16 protein-coding genes are annotated in these 16,383 nt (G+C 71.0%); 7 read left to right on the top strand and 9 right to left on the bottom strand.

Annotation, left to right across the window (positions count from 1 at the left end; genetic code table 11):
* On the bottom strand, nucleotides 1–782 hold a 782-nt coding region (locus C1J01_RS35545), incomplete at its 3' end, for an MFS transporter (RefSeq protein ID WP_146615839.1).
* A gap of 395 nt (nucleotides 783–1,177) precedes the next feature.
* Between C1J01_RS35545 and C1J01_RS35540 the strand changes: the two genes are divergently transcribed.
* Both C1J01_RS35540 and C1J01_RS50370 read left to right on the top strand, forming a co-directional pair.
* Nucleotides 1,178–1,621 carry a carboxymuconolactone decarboxylase family protein gene (locus C1J01_RS35540; RefSeq protein WP_111183354.1) on the top strand — a complete coding sequence of 148 codons (444 nt, stop codon included), beginning with the start codon at nucleotides 1,178–1,180 and terminating at the stop codon, nucleotides 1,619–1,621.
* A gap of 324 nt (nucleotides 1,622–1,945) precedes the next feature.
* Complete coding sequence (locus tag C1J01_RS50370) at nucleotides 1,946–2,113, top strand: hypothetical protein (RefSeq protein ID WP_181449141.1); 168 nt, start codon at nucleotides 1,946–1,948, stop codon at nucleotides 2,111–2,113.
* Nucleotides 2,114–2,143: 30 nt separating this feature from the next.
* Here the strand turns inward: C1J01_RS50370 and C1J01_RS35535 are convergent, their stop codons facing one another.
* Nucleotides 2,144–2,764 (bottom strand): pyridoxamine 5'-phosphate oxidase family protein, encoded by a 621-nt coding sequence (locus C1J01_RS35535; RefSeq protein WP_111183353.1) that lies wholly within the window; start codon nucleotides 2,762–2,764, stop codon nucleotides 2,144–2,146.
* Between the two features lie 112 nt (nucleotides 2,765–2,876).
* Between C1J01_RS35535 and C1J01_RS35530 the strand changes: the two genes are divergently transcribed.
* Complete coding sequence (locus C1J01_RS35530; RefSeq protein ID WP_220040260.1) at nucleotides 2,877–3,725, top strand: alpha/beta fold hydrolase; 849 nt, start codon at nucleotides 2,877–2,879, stop codon at nucleotides 3,723–3,725.
* On the opposite strand, the gene C1J01_RS35525 is transcribed toward C1J01_RS35530, so the two are convergent.
* Both C1J01_RS35525 and C1J01_RS35520 read right to left on the bottom strand, forming a co-directional pair.
* On the bottom strand, nucleotides 3,726–4,811 hold the full coding sequence (locus tag C1J01_RS35525; protein ID WP_111183352.1) for a PrsW family intramembrane metalloprotease: 1,086 nt from the start codon (nucleotides 4,809–4,811) through the stop codon (nucleotides 3,726–3,728).
* Nucleotides 4,812–4,870: 59 nt separating this feature from the next.
* On the bottom strand, nucleotides 4,871–6,082 hold the full coding sequence (locus tag C1J01_RS35520; RefSeq protein ID WP_111183351.1) for an amidohydrolase: 1,212 nt from the start codon (nucleotides 6,080–6,082) through the stop codon (nucleotides 4,871–4,873).
* Between the two features lie 214 nt (nucleotides 6,083–6,296).
* Here C1J01_RS35520 and C1J01_RS35515 point away from each other — a divergent pair, with 214 nt between their 5' ends.
* Nucleotides 6,297–6,764 (top strand): PPOX class F420-dependent oxidoreductase, encoded by a 468-nt coding sequence (locus C1J01_RS35515; RefSeq protein WP_111183350.1) that lies wholly within the window; start codon nucleotides 6,297–6,299, stop codon nucleotides 6,762–6,764.
* Nucleotides 6,765–6,911: 147 nt separating this feature from the next.
* Nucleotides 6,912–7,760, top strand: coding sequence for a glycerophosphodiester phosphodiesterase (locus tag C1J01_RS35510; protein WP_111183349.1), 849 nt, complete (start codon nucleotides 6,912–6,914; stop codon nucleotides 7,758–7,760).
* Between the two features lie 166 nt (nucleotides 7,761–7,926).
* On the opposite strand, the gene C1J01_RS35505 is transcribed toward C1J01_RS35510, so the two are convergent.
* A complete protein-coding gene (locus C1J01_RS35505; protein ID WP_111183356.1) occupies nucleotides 7,927–9,156 on the bottom strand; it encodes a sensor histidine kinase in 1,230 nt (409 codons plus the stop codon).
* A gap of 148 nt (nucleotides 9,157–9,304) precedes the next feature.
* Between C1J01_RS35505 and C1J01_RS35500 the strand changes: the two genes are divergently transcribed.
* The gene (locus C1J01_RS35500) at nucleotides 9,305–10,777 is read left to right on the top strand and encodes a DNA-3-methyladenine glycosylase 2 family protein (RefSeq protein ID WP_111183355.1); all 1,473 of its coding nucleotides are present in this window, start codon (nucleotides 9,305–9,307) and stop codon (nucleotides 10,775–10,777) included.
* A gap of 20 nt (nucleotides 10,778–10,797) precedes the next feature.
* Nucleotides 10,798–11,304 carry a methylated-DNA--[protein]-cysteine S-methyltransferase gene (locus C1J01_RS35495; RefSeq protein WP_111183348.1) on the top strand — a complete coding sequence of 169 codons (507 nt, stop codon included), beginning with the start codon at nucleotides 10,798–10,800 and terminating at the stop codon, nucleotides 11,302–11,304.
* Between the two features lie 51 nt (nucleotides 11,305–11,355).
* On the opposite strand, the gene C1J01_RS35490 is transcribed toward C1J01_RS35495, so the two are convergent.
* From C1J01_RS35490 to C1J01_RS35475, 4 genes are all read right to left on the bottom strand, one after another.
* Nucleotides 11,356–14,175, bottom strand: a complete 2,820-nt coding sequence (locus C1J01_RS35490; protein ID WP_111183347.1) for a vitamin B12-dependent ribonucleotide reductase — start codon at nucleotides 14,173–14,175, stop codon at nucleotides 11,356–11,358.
* Nucleotides 14,172–14,627 (bottom strand): transcriptional regulator NrdR, encoded by a 456-nt coding sequence (gene nrdR, locus C1J01_RS35485; RefSeq protein ID WP_111183346.1) that lies wholly within the window; start codon nucleotides 14,625–14,627, stop codon nucleotides 14,172–14,174. The genes C1J01_RS35490 and nrdR overlap by 4 nt, the downstream gene beginning before the upstream one ends.
* A 785-nt stretch (nucleotides 14,628–15,412) precedes the next feature.
* Entirely contained in the window at nucleotides 15,413–15,673 is a 261-nt protein-coding gene (locus tag C1J01_RS35480) for an SDR family oxidoreductase (protein WP_111183345.1), read from the bottom strand.
* 406 nt (nucleotides 15,674–16,079) lie between these two features.
* A partial coding sequence (locus C1J01_RS35475; RefSeq protein ID WP_220040259.1) for a LysM peptidoglycan-binding domain-containing protein occupies nucleotides 16,080–16,383 on the bottom strand: 304 nt, incomplete at its 5' end.

Raw genomic sequence — 16,383 nt, 5'->3', positions numbered from 1 at the left:
ACCAGGTACAACGTGCGCAGCCCCACCTGGGGCAACGCCTGCGCGAGGAGCCGCCCGGCCGTCAGCGCCGCCATGTACGCCGCCGGCGCGGCGCTCGACACCAGGGGCGTCGCGCCGCGGTGCTCCTCCAGGAGCAGCACCGACCACTGCTCGACCGAGTTCTCGATCACCAGGACGCAGGCCGCCAGCGCACCGAGCACGGCCGCCGTGCCCCACAACCGCCGGCGTTCGGAGGCCGCCGCGGGCTCCGGGACCGCGCGGCCGGGCGGCAGCGCCGGCAGGGTGAGGGACGCGGCGGCCACGACGAGGGCGACGAGCACGAGCACCGTGTCGACGCCCAATCCCTGCGAGCGGGCCAGACCGGTGAGCGGGGCCGCCACGATGACCGCGAGCGGGAAGGCGGCGTGCACGGCCTGGAAGAGGCGGCGTCCGCTGTCGCGCTCGGCGCGCCCGGTGGCGAGGTTCAGCACGACGTCGAGGGCGCCGCTCGCCGCCCCGACCAGCAGCAGGGCCAGGGCGAGCTGCCAGCCGGTGGCGGCCAGCGCGATGCCGGCGACGCTCAGCGCGAACAGGATCGTGGCCAGCGCCAGCGCGGGCCGCTCCCGTCCGCGGGCCAGCCGCCCGGCCAGCACCATCGCGGGCAGGGCGCCGACGGGCACGGCGCTCAGCGCGATCCCGAGGCCGGCGGCGGAGACGCCGACCTCCAGCTTGACGGCGGGCAGCAGCGCCGACCACGACCCCCAGAACACGGCCCACACCGCACAGACCGCGATCAACGGCATCCGTTCGGCCCCCTGTACGTCCGGCAACACCCGTCGGATGGTCGTCGGCCACCGGGTCCGGCGGCCGACGTACCGCAAGAATCACACCACCGTGGCGCGCCACGTGAGGAACGTCGTGGGGAACAGCGCCGATCGGGGGTAGGGGACCGGCTACGGCACGCCGGGCCGCATGCCACCGGCCCCGGCGGGACCACGAGAGGGGATCCGCGGGGCCGGAGTCCCTGACAACCGCAGAAGGACCCGAACAGGGAGCCCGGCCCGTGAGATGGGCCGCAGAAAAGAACCGCAGAAAAGAACCGCGGAAAAGATCTGCCGCTCTTCTCGCCGGGACTGTCACATCCGAGCCGCCTGTCCCGTCCTCCGTGTGCAACGACCCCGAACTACGGAGGCATGAGATGACTCAGCGCGTCAACGTCGCCAAGCACGTTCCCGAGGCGTACCACCACTTTCTCGCGGTGGAGAAGCTGCTGCGCGAGAGCGAGCTGCCGACCGGCACCATCGAGCTGGTCAAGCTGCGCGCCAGCCAGATCAACGGCTGCGGCTACTGCGTGGACATGCACAGCCGTGACATGAAGAAGGCCGGTGAGAGCGACGAGCGGCTCTGGTCGGTGGTCGCCTGGCGGGAGGCCACGGTGTTCACCCCGGCCGAACGTGCGGCGCTGGCGCTGACGGAGGAGGCGACCCGGCTGGCCGATCGCGAGGCCGTGCCGGACGCGGTGTGGGAGCAGGCGGCCGAGCACTACAGCGAGCAGCAACTCGCCCTGCTGCTCGTGGCCATCGCCATGATCAACGCCTGGAACCGCATCGGCGTCGCCGCCCGCCTCACGCCGGGCACGTGACGGGCCGGCCGGCCGAAATGCGTTGAGCGAGCCGGGCGGAGGCGGTTAGGTTGGCGCGCATGGCGGGTAATGAGCTCGCCATGCCGCCGCCAAAGATCGCGGTGCACCATCTGCGAAGGGGAAAGGGACGCGCTTCGGAAGGGGGACACCAATGAAACGCGTCAGAGTCAGCAAGTCGGCCAAGCGACGCACACGACCTGTCATCGATCTCGACCTGCGGTCACCGGCGGGTCGCCAGCTTCCCTACTAACGTGTTCCTTACACCGAACTTACGGGGGTATCTGTAAGTAACATTGGTAACAAGCACGTCACGGGGGGCTCACGATGAAGAGGTTTTCGGTGGTGCCGCCACATGCGGCCAGGCACAAGGTGCGCGACATCCGGTCGGCAGCCCGCCGCAAGCCTCCCGCCGATCCCAAGGTGATCGACCTGCGCGCCTACACCGGGCGCAACGTCATCCGTTTCCCCGGCGGCCCGACCCCCGCCGCCTGAGGGCCGGGGCCGCACGGCGCGGTGGTCCGGTCAGCCGTAGAGACGCCGGGCGTACGCCTCGCCGTAGTACTTTTCGAGCTCCTCGAGGCTCTCCTCCACCGTCTGCACCTCTTTGACCAGCTTGGCGTGCGAAGGCAGCGCGTCAGGCGCCCAGGCGTCGGGCTTCCACAGTGACGAGCGCAGGAACGCCTTGGCGCAGTGGAAGAAGATCTGCTCGATCTCGACCACGAGCGCGAGGTGCGGGCGGTGGCCCTTCACGATCATCTCGTCGAAGAACGGGGCCTCGCGGACGAGCCGGGCGCGGCCGTTGACGCGGAGGGTCTCGTTGCGCCCCGGGATGAGGAAGATCAACCCCACGCGCGGATTTCTCAGGATGTTGAGGAAGCCGTCCGCGCGGCGGTTCCCCGGCCGGTCCGGGATCGCGATCGTGGTGTCGTCGATGACGTGGACGAACCCGGCCGGGTCGCCCTTGGGTGAGACATCGCAGTTGCCCCGGTCGTCGGAGGTGGCGATGAGGCAGAACGGGGAGGCCGCCAGCCACTGCCGATCGCGCTCGTGCAGGCGTACGCGCTCCTTGGTGGCCGCTCGCGGCATCACCTCGCCGAGCAGCTCACGCAGCTCCGCCTCCGAATCGATCTCCGCCCAGCCCATCTGATCTCCCTTCGGGGGTTTCCCTCATCTTGTCAGGAATCGGGGGAAGATCCGAAGGGGATTTCCGTTGGGCGGTCGGGCCACCGGCCTCCGTCCGGAGGGGAGTGAGATCATGACCGAGTCCCGGATGGCCGATCCCGGCGGACTGCGGATGCACTACCTGATCGACGGCGAGGGCCCGCTGCTCGTGTTGTTGCACGGCTGGCCGCAGACCTCCGCCTGCTGGCGGGGGATCATCCCCGCGCTGGCCGAGCGCTTCACCGTCGTCGCGCCCGACCTGCGCGGCTACGGCCGCACCGACAAACCCGCCGCCGGCTACGACAAGCGCACGATGGCCGCCGACGTGCGGGCGCTGGCCCGTTCGCTCGGCCACGAGAAGGTGCTGCTCGCCGGGCACGACCGCGGCGCCAGGGTCGCCCACCGCTACGCGCTCGACCACCCCGGCGAGGTGGAACGGCTGGTCGTGATGGACATCATCCCCACCCGCGAGATGTGGCTGCGCTACGACATGCGCTCGGGGCTGGCCGCCGGCACCTGGCACTGGACGTTCCACCTGCAGCCCGACCTGCCGGAGCTGCTCGCGGGCAAGGACGTGCGCGGCTACCTGGGCTACTTCTTCGAGAAGTGGACGGTGCAGCGGGCCCGGCTGGACGTGGAGGAGTACGTGCGGGCGTTCGAGCAGCCGGGTGCGCTGCGGGCCGGGTTCGAGGACTACCGGGCCTCGTTCCCGTACGACGCCGAGCACGACGACGCCGACTGGGAGGCGGGCCGGCGGCTGGAGATGCCGGTGCTCGCGCTGTGGGGCGCGGCCGGGCTGCCCAGCAGGGTGCCGGTGCTCGACATCTGGCGCGAGTACGCCCGCGACGTACAGGGGGCCGAGATCCCTGACTGCGGGCATTTCCTGGCCGAGGAGCAGCCGGAGGCCGTGCTCGCGCACCTGCGGGCCTTCCTGCCCGGGTGACTACCAGCGGCGGGCCCGCGCCATGGTCCTCAGGTGCTCGTCGCGCTCCAGCTGGAACCGGAGCGGGTCGACGGCCTGCCGTTCGGCGCGTACGTGCAGGATGGTCAGCTCGGTCGCGGCCTGCTGGTAGTCGCTCATGGCGCGGCCGAGCCCGACCCGTCTGGCCCACTGGCGGGCCGCCTTGCGGGCGGGCAGCGTGGTCAGCATCTGGACGTCGGCGGCGGTGATCACGCCGGTCGCCTCGTAGGCGGGCAGGTAGTGGCCCATCCGGGCGACGAGCTGGCGGCGTTCGAGCACGGTCACGATGACGAGCAGGACGAGCGCGCCCATGATCACCAGGTAGGCGGCGCCGAGCACGCCCAGCGAGCCGGTGCTGGCGGCGCCGTTCCACAGGCCGTGCAGGAAGACCGCCGCCGCGTAGCCGAGCGGGATGGCGGCGTAGCGGGCGGTGTTCGTGTGGGTCAGCGCGTACGCGACGCCGAGGCCGATCATCGAGGTGTAGATCGGGTGGCCGAGGGGGTCGATCAGCCCGCGCACGACGAAGACCTGCACGGCGGCGCTGATGCCGTCCTGGTCGTAGGAGAGCAGGTAGTAGCCGACGTTCTCCACGGCGGCGAAGCCGAGGCCGGCCATGGAGGCGTACACGATGCCGTCGGTCAGGCCGTCGATCTCCATCCGCCGGCGCAGCAGGAGCAGCAGGGCCGAGCCCTTGAGCGCCTCCTCGACCACCGGGGCCAGCACGACGGTGCCGATGTACTCGACGGCCGCGGTGCCGTACCCGGCGCGCAGGAAGAGCTCCTGGCCGGCCACGGTCAGCGCGACGCCCAGCACGATGGCCACCCCGGCGCCCCAGGCGAAGGCGAAGGCGAGGTGGAGCTTCGGCTCGGGTTCGAGCCTGTCGAGCGAGAGGACGGCCGCCAGCAGCACCGGAAGGGGCGCCACGGCCAGCAGCGCGGACAGGCCGAACCCGATGGGGCCGCCGGAGTAGAGCATGATGGCCAGCACGACCAGCGCGAGGACGCCGGAGACGACGAGGCCGACGAGCAGGGCCTTGCTGGGGCGCTGGGCGAGGGACGGTGCTGTCATGTCGGTGCCTCTCTTCCCGCCTGGTCCGCCCACTATGCGCCCCGCCCATCTACAGCCGCTTAACGGTTACTTGATTCGCGGTAGTACGGATCCGCCACGACCGGCTCACCGTCGGTGTAGGTGTAGACCTCCCGGCCGGAGACGTACACCTTCAGCGCCCGGCTCATCACGTCGAGGGGGTCGCCCGACCAGATGACCACGTCACCGTCCAGCCCCGGCTTCAACGCGCCCACCCGGTCGTCGATGCCCATGATGCGGGCCGGGTTCACGGTGATCGAACGCAGCGCGTCGGCGGGGTCGAGGCCTTCCTTGACCGCCAGCGTGGCCTGGTGGACCAGGAAGTGGATCGGCACGACGGGGTGGTCGGTGGTGATCGCCACCTGCACGCCGGCCCGCGCCAGGATGCCCGGGTTGCGCAGCGAACGCTGCCGCAGCTCCACCTTGGAACGGCTGGTGAACAACGGGCCGATGATCACCGGGACGTTCCGCTCGGCCAGCGTGTCGGCGAGCAGGTGGCCCTCGGTGCCGTGGTTGATCACGAGCCGGTAGCCGAACTCGCCGGCCAGCCTGAGCGCGGTGGCGATGTCGTCGGCGCGGTGCGTGTGCTGGCACCAGGGCAGCTCGCCGTCCAGCACGCGGGCCAGGATCTCCAGCGTGCCGTCGCGGTCGAACGGCTTGCCCTCGGCCTCGGCGGCGGCCTTCTTGGCCTGGTAGTCCTGGGCCTTCATGAACGCGTCGCGGATCACCGCGGCGACGCCCTGCCGGGTGGACGGCAGCTTCTTCTGGTCGCCGTAGACGCGCTTGGGGTTCTCACCGAGGGCGCTCTTGACGCTGACCGGCTCCTTGAGCAGCATCTCGTCCACGGTCCTGCCCCAGCACTTGATCGCGACCGTCTGGCCGCCGATCGGGTTGCCCGAGCCGGGCTTGATCACCGCGGTGGTCACGCCGCCCGAGAGCGCGTCGGCGAAGGCCAGGTCGGCCGGGTTGATGGCGTCGAGCGCGCGCAGGCGGGCGCCGTTGGGGTCGGTCATCTCGTTGGTGTCCTGACCCGCCCAGCCCTCCGCCTCCTCGTGGACGCCGAGGTGCCCGTGGGCCTCGACGAAGCCGGGCAGCACCCAGCCGCCCGCGGCGTCCACGACCGGCGTGCCGTCGGGGACGGCCACGTCGCGGCCGACCGCGGTGATCTTCCCGTCCTGGATGAGCACGGTCCCGCCGTCGATGGGGTCGCCGTCGACAGGTACGACATATCCGCTGGTAATGGCAAGATTCATGACAAGTAACCTACAGGTCAGGGGGTAGGAGACCGGAAGGATCACGGGCCTCTCCCGGCGGCGGCCGCCCGAGTCGACGGCGTCGATGTGGCGTACGAGCCGGTCATCCGAGCTTCATCGGGCGGGCATGGACGCTTTCGGGCGCTGGTGATCTCGGAGGACCAGACACCCGGTATAGGGTGACATTTCGCCATTTCTAATAGAGGGGCGGTTTATGGCGGAGAACGCGGAGCCGGCGCCTCGGTCGCTGACGGACGACGAGCTGTCCAAGCTGCTGGCCGCCCAGCGGTTCGGCGCGCTCGCGACCAACCGGAGCAGCGGCCACCCGCACCTGTCCACCGTCCTGTACGACTGGGACGCCGAGCGGCGCGTCGTCCGCATCTCGACCGTCGCCGACCGGCTCAAGGTGCGCCAGCTCAACCGTGACCCGCGCTGCGCCCTCTACGTGGCCAGCGACGACTTCTGGTCGTACGTCGTGGCCGAGGGCGAGGCGGAGCTGTCACCGGTGAGCGCCGAGCCGGGTGACGAGGTGGGCCGTGAGCTGCTGGACATGCAGCCGACCTTCGCCGAGCCCGCCGACGAGCAGGCGTTCCTGCGGCAGATGGTGGCCGACCGGCGGCTGGTGATCAGGCTCCCCGTGACGCGGCTGTACGGAACGGCCCTGTCGCTTCCTTCCGCATAAGCCCCTCCGCACAGGCCCTTTCGCGCGCGTCCCCGCGTGTCGAATGCTCATCCGCGCGGCACCGCCGGGCTACTCTGCCCTCAACTTGCTGTCATACCGCGTCGTCACTGTCGGGTCGTCAATGTCTCTCCCCACCAGAGGAGATCCATGTTCGGGCGACTCGCCGCCGTCATCGCCACGTCCTTCGCCGTCCTCGCCGCCACCCCCGGCACCGCACCCGCTCTGGCCACCACCACCAGCGCGGCCGCCGGCGTCACCAACGTCGCCCATCGCGGCGCCTCCGCGTACGCCCCCGAGAACACCATCGCCGCCTTCGAGCTGGCCGGTGAGCAGGGGGCCGACATGTTCGAGCTGGACGTCCAGGAGACCAAGGACCACGAGCTCGTCCTCATGCACGACACGACGCTGGCCCGTACCACCGACGCCGAGCAGGTCTTCCCCGGCCGCTCCCCCTGGAACGTCGGCGACTTCACCCTCGACCAGATCCGCAGGCTGGACGCCGGCTCGTGGAAGTCGGGCCAGTACGAGGGCGAGCGGGTGCCCACGCTCGGCGAGGCGCTGCGCGCGATGGAGGGCTCGGGCATGGGTCTGCTGCTGGAGGTGAAGTCGCCCGATCTGTACCCCGGGATCGAGGAACGCATCGCCGGCGAGCTGCGCCGGCACTCGTCGTGGCTGGCGCCCGGGCGGGTGGTGGTGCAGTCGTTCGACTGGGACTCGATGCGGGCGTTCGACCGGCTGCTGCCGGACGTGCCGGTCGGGCTGCTCGGCACGCCCTCGACCGGCGAGCTGTCCGCGCTGGCCGGGTTCGCCGAGCAGATCAACCCGCAGTACGGCACGCTCTCGGCCTCCTACGTCCGGCGCGTCCACCGGCTCGGCATGGACGTGCTCACCTGGACCGTGGACGACGCCGACGCCATGCGCCGTGTGATCGGCTACGGCGTGGACGGCGTCATCACCAACCGCCCCGACGTCCTGAGCGACCTGACCAGTTCCTGACGGGTGGACGGCGTCATCACCGTCTGAGTGACCTGGCCGCTTCCTGACGCGTCATCACCGTCCTGAGCGAGCCGGCCGGTTCCTGACGGCCGGCGCCGCGTGAGCTCAGTCCGGGCGCCCCCGCAGCGGGCGCCCGAGACTGCCCGCCACGTACCTCGCGCCGAGATCAGGCGAGCACCTCGTCCCGTACCGGATCCGGCGGGAGGCCGGCACCGCCCGGTGGGAGCTCGGCGTACAGCCGCCAGCCGCGCCCCGACGGACGGGGCCCCGCCTCGAACCGGCCGCCGAGCAGTTCGACGCGCTCGGCCATCCCGACCAGGCCGTGCCCGGTCCCGCGCCGCGTCTCTTCCGCGTACGCGTCCTGCCGGGCGCCGTCGTGTTCACCGGAGCCCTCCTTCACCGCGTCGTCGACGATCTCCAGGTGGGCGACGTCGCCGGCGAGCGTCACCGAGATCCGGACCTCGGCGTTCTCGCCCGCGTGCCTGGCCGCGTTGGCCAGCCCTTCCTGCACGAGGCGCAGCACCGTCAGCCCGCGTACGGCGTCCAGCTCCGCCACGGCCCCGTCGATCGTGGCCCGCACGGTGAGCCCGGTCGCGCGGACCCGGGCCACCGCCTCCTCCAGCGCCGCCGGCAGCCCCGCCCGGTCGACCAGGGAGAAGAACGGCCCGCCGCGCACCTGCGCGGGGTCGCGCAGCACCGCGACCAGCCGCCGCAGGTCCTCCAGGGCCGCGCTGCCGGAGGCGTGCAGGTCGTCGAGGACCTGCGTCACGCCTGGATCGGTGGCCGGCAGCACGTGCCGGGCCACGCCGACCCGCAGCACCATGGACGACACGTGATGGGCCACCAGGTCGTGCAGCTCACGGGCGATGGCCGTGCGCTCGGCCGCCCGGGCGGCCAGGGTGTCGGCGCGGCGCCTGCGCTCCTCGGCCGCGGCGCGCTCGCGGGTCAGCCGGACGTACGCGCCCAGCAACAGCGGCACCCCCGCCAGGATGGACAGCCAGTAGAGGGTCGGCAGCGCCTCGGCGGCCGGCGCCGACAGAGCGTGCACGGTCAGGAACGCGGCGGCCACCGCCGCACCGTACACGACATGCCGGCCGCGGCGGCGCAGCGCCAGCTCGAACAGCGCCACCGTCACCATCGCCTTGAGCGGTGTCCCGAGGGTGGTGCCGACCGCGTCACCCACCACGATCAGCCCCGACAACACGGCGGTGGCGGCCAGCGGCACGCGGACGCCCGCGAGGCAGACGGCCAGCCCGCCGAGCGCGAGCGCCCAGTCGGCCGGGCCCTGCGGAGGGTGGAGCAGACCCAGATCGCCCACGGCCAGCACCGCCAGCACCACGAGCCGCACGGCGGCCACCTGGTCGTCGAAGACACGTTCCACGCAACGGTTGATCACGCCCCGATGGTAGGCGCGCGACGGATCGCTCCGGCCGGCGCCGGCTCGGCCGCCGTCGCTCCAGCAGCGCACGCCGCGAGGGCATCGCGTGTGGTCATGTCGGATTTCCGCCAGCCGAGACGACCGCTCGCAGGCGATGCTGAGCGGTGTGTACGACGACGTGGAGCGGTGCGTTAGAGCCGTTCGATCCAAGGACGCCCGGTTCGACGGCTGGTTCTTCGGCGCGGTGATCACCACCGGCATCTACTGCAGGCCGAGCTGCCCCGTGGTGCCGCCCAAGGTCGAGAACATGCGCTTCTTTCCCAGCGCCGCCGCGGCCCAGCAGGCCGGTTTCCGGGCGTGCAAACGCTGCCGTCCCGACGCCGGCCCTGGCTCCCCCGAGTGGAACGTGCGCGCCGACGTGGTGGCGCGGGCGATGCGCCTGATCGCCGACGGGGTCGTGGACCGCGAGGGCGTGCCGGGTCTGGCCGCGCACCTCGGCTACAGCACCCGCCAGATCGAACGGCAGCTCCTGGCCGAGCTCGGCGCGGGGCCGCTCGCGCTCGCCCGGGCGCAGCGCGCCCAGACCGCCCGGCTGCTGATCGAGACCACGGCCCTGCCGATGGGCGATGTGGCCTTCGCGGCCGGGTTCACCAGCATCCGCACGTTCAACGAGACCGTGCGGGAGGTCTTCGCCCTGACGCCGACGCGGCTGCGGGAGCGCGCCGCCCGTGGACGCCCGGCCGGCGCCTCCGGCGTGTTGTGGCTGCGGCTGCCGTTCCGGGCTCCGCTGTGCCCGGGGAACCTGTTCGGCCACCTCGCCGCGACCGCCGTGCCCGGGGTGGAGGAGTGGCGCGACGGCGCCTATCGCCGCACCCTGCGCCTGCCGCACGGCCACGGCGTCGCGACCCTGCGCCCGCGACCCGACCACGTCGACTGCCGGCTCTCCCTCACCGACCTGCGCGACCTGTCCACCGCGATCAGCCGGTGCCGGCGTCTCCTGGATCTCGACGCCGACCCGGTGGCCGTGGACGATCTGCTCCGCGACGACCCGGTGCCGGCTCCCCTCGTGGACAAGGACCCGGGCCGCCGGGTGCCCCGCACGGTCGACGCGGCCGAGTTCGCGGTGCGCGCGGTGCTCGGGCAGCAGGTGTCCACCGCGGCCGCCCGCACGCACGCCGCCCGGCTGGTCGCGGCCTATGGTGAGCCGATCACGGACCCGGCCGGCGGCCTCACCCACCTCTTCCCCGACCCGCGCGCGCTGGCCGGCCTGGACCCGGACGCCCTCGCCCTCCCGCGGTCCCGCCGCACCACGCTCACCGGGCTGGTCGCCGCGCTGGCCGACGGTGAGATCGACCTCGGCGTCGGAGGCGACTGGCGGCGCGCCCGGGATCGGTTGTCGGCGTTGCCGGGATTGGGGCCCTGGACCGTCGAGACGATCGCGATGCGCGCTCTCGGCGATCCCGACGCCTTCGTCGCCACCGATCTGGGCATCCGCGTCGCCGCCCGCGAGCTGGGGCTGCCCGCCACGCCGGCGGCGCTCACCCGCCGTGCCGAGGCGTGGCGGCCGTGGCGCGCGTACGCCGTGCAGTATCTGTGGGCCACCGGCGACCACCCCATCAACCGCCTGCCCACCGAATGATCACGCGAAAGGAACGCACGATGACCCTGGCCGGACACAGGACCCACACCGTGGTGGACAGCCCTGTCGGCCCGCTCACCCTCGTCGCGGCCGACGGAACCCTCGCCGGTCTCTACATGCGACGCCAGCGGCACCGTCCCCCGGAGGAGACCTTCGGCGAGCCCGACCCCGAGCCTTTCACCGAGGTCGTGGAGCAGTTGCGGGCCTACTTCGACGGACGGCTGACCGCCTTCGAGCTGCCCATGGTCTTCGGCGGCACGGCGTTCCAGCGACGGGTCTGGGAAGCCCTGCGGGACATCCCGTACGGCGAGACGATCACCTACGGCCGGCTCGCCGACCGGATCGGGCAGCCGACCGCGGCCCGGGCCGTCGGCCTGGCCAACGGCAAGAACCCGATCGGCATCATCGTCCCCTGCCACCGCGTCGTCGGCTCCACCGGAGACCTCACCGGGTACGGCGGCGGTCTGGCGACGAAGCGGCGGCTGCTCGACTTCGAACGAGGCGTCGCCGGGGCCTGCCTCTTCTGACCGCGAACGTCCGGCGGCGGAGAGCCCGGCTCCCCGCCGCCGGACCTCGGGTCAGCTGCAGCCGCTGGTGGAGCCGCAGCCCTCGCAGACGTAGCAGCTGCCGGCCGGGCGCATCTTCGTGCCGCAGGTCATGCAGAGCGGAGCGTCGGCGGTGAAGCGCTGGTGGCTCTCCAGCGTCAGCTCCTTGACCTCGGGCTGCTCATCCTTCGGCCGGGCCGCCTCGATCGGCGCCGACTGGGCCAGCGCCTCACGGTCGACCGTCTCCTGCAACGTCGCCGGGTCCTCGCCGCGCTGCTGCGCCGCCCGCTCGGCCGCCGAGAAGATGCCGAGCGCCGCCCGCTCGTCGTACGGCAGGTGGTCGAGGGCCAGGCGGCGGAAGATGTAGTCCATCACCGACGTGGCCATCCGGATGTCGGGGTCGTCCGTCATGCCGGCCGGCTCGAAGCGCATGTTGACGAACTTGCTCATGTACGTCTCCAGCGGCACGCCGTACTGCAGGCCGATGGAGATCGCCACCGAGAAGGCGTCCATGACGCCCGCCAGGGTCGAGCCCTGCTTGGACATCTTGAGGAAGACCTCGCCGAGCCCGTCGTCGGGGTAGGACGAGGCGGTCATGTAGCCCTTGGCGCCGCCCACCGTGAAGCGGGTGGTGGTGCTCGGCCGCTGGTTGGGCATGCGCCGCCGGGTCGGCCGGTTGACCTCGATGACCTTGACCTCGGGCTCCTTCTCCTCCTGCTTGGCGGCGTCCTTCTTGGAGCCGTCGCCGGCCGACAGCGGCTGGCCGACCTTGCAGTTGTCGCGGTAGACCGCGAGGGCCTTCAGGCCGAGCTTCCAGCCCTCCATGTAGACCTGCTCGATGTCGTCGATCGTGGCCGACTCGGGCAGGTTGACCGTCTTGGAGATGGCCCCGGACAGGAACGGCTGCGCGGCCGCCATCATCCGCACGTGGCCCATGGGCGCGATCGCCCGCTCGCCCATCGCGCAGTCGAACACCTCGTAGTGCTCGCGGCGCAGGCCGGGGGCGTCGACGACGTGGCCGTGCTCGGCGATGTACTCGACGATGGCCTCGATCTGCTCCTGCTGGTAGCCGAGCTGCTTGAGCGCCCTCGGGATCGTCTGGTTGACGATCTGCATGGAGCCGCCGCCTACGAGCTTCTTGAACTTGACCAGCGCCAGGTCGGGCTCGATGCCGGTGGTGTCGCAGTCCATCATCAGGCCGATCGTGCCGGTGGGCGCGAGCAGGCTGGCCTGGGCGTTGCGGTAGCCGTTCTTCTCGCCCAGCCGCAGGCACTCCGACCACTGGCGGGACGCCTCGGTGTGGATCTTGGCGTCCATGGTGCCGACCGTGCGCAGGTCGTCGTTGGCCGCGGCGTGCTTGCGCATGACGCGCTTGTGCGGCTCGGCGTTCCTGGCGTAACCGTCGTACGGCCCGACCACGCCGGCCAGCTCGGCGCTGCGCCGGTAGGACACACCGGTCATCAGCGACGTGATCGCCGCCGCGACCGCCCGGCCGCCGTCGGAGTCGTACGCGTGGCCCGTCGCCATGAGCAGGGCGCCCAGGTTGGCGTAGCCGATGCCGAGCTGCCGGTAGGCGCGCGTCGTCTCGCCGATCTTCTCCGTCGGGAAGTCGGCGAACGTGATCGAGATGTCCATCGCGGTGATGATCAGCTCGGTCAGCTTGACGAAGTCGGCGACGTTGAAGGTGTTGTCGTCCTTCAGGAACTTCAGCAGGTTGATGCTGGCCAGGTTGCAGGAGGAGTTGTCGAGGTGGACGTACTCGCTGCAGGGGTTGCTGGCGGTGATGCGGCCGGTCTCCGGGGTGGTGTGCCAGTCGTTGATCGTGTCGTCGTACTGGACGCCGGGGTCGGCGCACTCCCAGGCGGCCTTGGCCATCTTGCGGAACAGGTCGCGCGCGTCGACCGTCTCGATGACCTCGCCGGTCAGGCGGGCGCGCAGGCCGAAGTCGCCGCCCTTCTCCACCGCGCGCATGAACTCGTCGGAGACGCGGACGGAGTTGTTGGCGTTCTGGTACTGGACGCTGACGATGTCCTTGCCGCCGAGGTCCATGTCGAAGCCGGCGTCGCGCAGCGCGCGGATCTTGTCCTCCTCGCGCGCCTTGGTCTCGATGAACTCCTCGATGTCGGGGTGGTCGACGTCGAGCACGACCATCTTGGCCGCCCGGCGGGTGGCGCCGCCGGACTTGATGGTGCCGGCGCTCGCGTCGGCGCCGCGCATGAACGACACCGGGCCGCTGGCCGTGCCGCCGCTGGACAGCAGCTCCTTGGAGGAACGGATGCGGGACAGGTTGACGCCCGACCCCGAACCGCCCTTGAAGATCACGCCCTCTTCCTTGTACCACTCCAGGATCGACTCCATCTGGTCGTCCACGGAGAGGATGAAGCAGGCGCTCACCTGCTGCGGCGACTTGGTGCCGACGTTGAACCAGACCGGCGAGTTGAACGCGAACACCTGGTGCGCCAGCGCGTGCTTCAGCTCGTGGTCGAAGATCTCGGCGTCCTCGTCGCTGGCGAAGTAGCCGTGCTCGATGCCGGTCTTGGTGTAGACGCCGACGACGCGGTCGATCAGCTGCTTCAGGCTCCACTCACGCTGCGGGGTGCCCACGGCCCCGCGGAAGTACTTCGTCGTCACGATGTTGGCGGCGTTGACCGACCAGAACTCGGGGAACTCGACGCCCCGCTGCTCGAAGTTGATCGACCCGTCGCGCCAGTTGGTCATGACGACGTCGCGGCGCTCCCACTTGATCTCGTCATACGGGTGCACACCGGGCTTGGTGAAGATCCGCTTCATCTTCAGCCCCTTACGCGGACGCTTGCCCCCGCGCGCGACTGAACCGCTGGCCGTCTCCGTCATGACTCCCCCTTCTCCGCCTTCAACTGTGAGATCTCGGCCTCGAAGTCCGCCAGGCTCTCGAAACCGCGATAGACCGATGCGAACCGCAGGTAGGCGACCTCGTCGAGATCGCGCAACGGGCCGAGGATGGCCAGGCCCACCTCGTTGGAGGGGATCTCGGCCGCGCCCTTCGCCCTGATCGCCTCCTCCACCCGCTGCCCGAGCTGTGCCAGCGAGTCCTCACTGACCGGCCTGCCCTGGCACGCTCGCCGTACGCCCGCGACGACCTTGTCCCGTGAGAACGGCTCCGTCACCCCGCTGCGCTTGCTCACCATGAGCAGAACGGTCTCCTGCGTGGTGAACCTGCGCCCGCACTCGGGGCAGGTGCGGCGGCGCCTGATGGCGGCCCCGTCGTCGGTGGAGCGACTGTCGATGACCCTGGTGTCAGGGTGGCGACAGAACGGACAGTGCACGCTTTCGCCTCCAAGACGTCCGGCCACCACACGCGCCAAATCCGTCATTACGGGGACGCTCGCGCACACTCCACAGCCGACCATGGAGCGGTCACAGAAACACAAGGTGTGGTGAACTACATCGGTGTAACTACTAGATGTTGTGGTCCAACCGTAGAAGCGTGCGACCATGAACGCAAGTTGAGCGACCCCATCGGCACGAAGTCGCTGATCAGCCCACCGACACCACCAGTCCCCGGCGTGTCGCTCGGGGCGGACGCTTGCGCCGCAGGTGAGAACGTCACAGCAGTTGTTCGAGACCTCGATCGTGAACAAACCTCACAATCCTAACGGCCGACCTCCAGACCCCATACGCCCCGCGAACGCGACGCCCCTCAGGTCCGTAAGCCTCGACCCCTCCGACTTGGCGCCGCACCCTTCGGCTCCAGAGATCTCGCGACCCCGCGTTCGCAGGCGCCCGCGAGTTCCGGAGGCCTCGCCGCGCCCCCGGATTGGTGCGGCGCCCTCAGGCTTCGTACAGCGCGCAATGGTCGCGCGCCCGGCGAACGCTCGGGGCGGGCGCCGAGCGTTTTCGCCGCCTCCCAGGTGACCCGGCGTTGCCGCCCTCGGCGACCACCCTGGCGTCGTTCGCGGCGAACACGGGATCGACCCCCGAGGCGAGCACGAGACGTCAATGGAGTGAAGACACCTGCCGAGGACCTCGCCCAGGACCCTCGCCTGATCAGGAACGCTCAGCAACTCCGGCCCGGTCACGGCTCGCACCATGCCCGAGTGCTCCCCCAACCTCAACGCCCGAACGCCAGCTTCCGCCACGCCCCCTCGGGTCGATCACGCCCGGCACCCCCGGCTCCGGTCACGTTCGCGATCGGCTCGCCGGCTCGGACGGGCCCCGCCCAGGACAGCGCGTTGGCGGCGAACGAGGACGGGCTCAGCACCGTCCACCCCAGGCCGCTCGAACGCAGGCCCTGCTCCCCCGCCACATGCCAGTCAACGGCCCCCGTGTCGCCGTGCACGTCAAGGCCACTGCGGAGGCTCCCCGTGATCATGCCGGGCGGCGGAAGCCCACCCCGCCATCGCCAGGCGCCCGGCCGTCAACGAGCGTCAGCTGCGCGAGTCGTTCCACAACTGCGTCGGCCTGCCACTCGAGAGCTTCGAACACATCGAGCGCGTCGACCAGGTGCTCAACGGCGCGCGCAGGCGGGCGCCGTTGAGCACAACCCTCGGTGAGGACCGGCTACTACGACGAGTCCCACATGACCGCCGAATCCCACACCCTCATGGGAGTGACGCCCACCGCCTACCTCGCCGGTCGCCCCCTCCGACCCTGCTGAGAAGAAGCCAAACAGCCCACCGGCCAAGCATGCTGTCGCTGGTCACCGGAGCACCGGTGGGGGGTCGCCGCCTCCCACAGGGGAGGTCATCGTGAAACCGGATGAAGAGTCGACAGAGATGTCAGCGCAGGGCGGCGGTGTTCGCCGGAACGTACAGTCGTGTGCCGGAACGGATGAGCGAGTCGGGCAAGCCGTTCAGACGCTTGATCTCCTCCACCATGGCGCCCGTGTCGCCCCCGTCGGTGAGCGCGTCGGCGATCGCCCACAGTGTGTCCCCCTTCTCGACCTCCACCCAGGGCAGACCGGCGTGACCCGTCACGACGACCCGCACGTCGGCGTGACCCGCCGCACGAGTCCCGAGCCAGAACCCGCCCAGGGACAGCAGCGCCATCGCCATCACCAGAACCTGTGTCTTATACACATCT

It is taken from the genome of Nonomuraea aridisoli (assembly GCF_003236395.1).
GTDB lineage: Bacteria > Actinomycetota > Actinomycetes > Streptosporangiales > Streptosporangiaceae > Nonomuraea > Nonomuraea aridisoli.
This window is presented reverse-complemented; position numbering and strand designations above follow the sequence as displayed.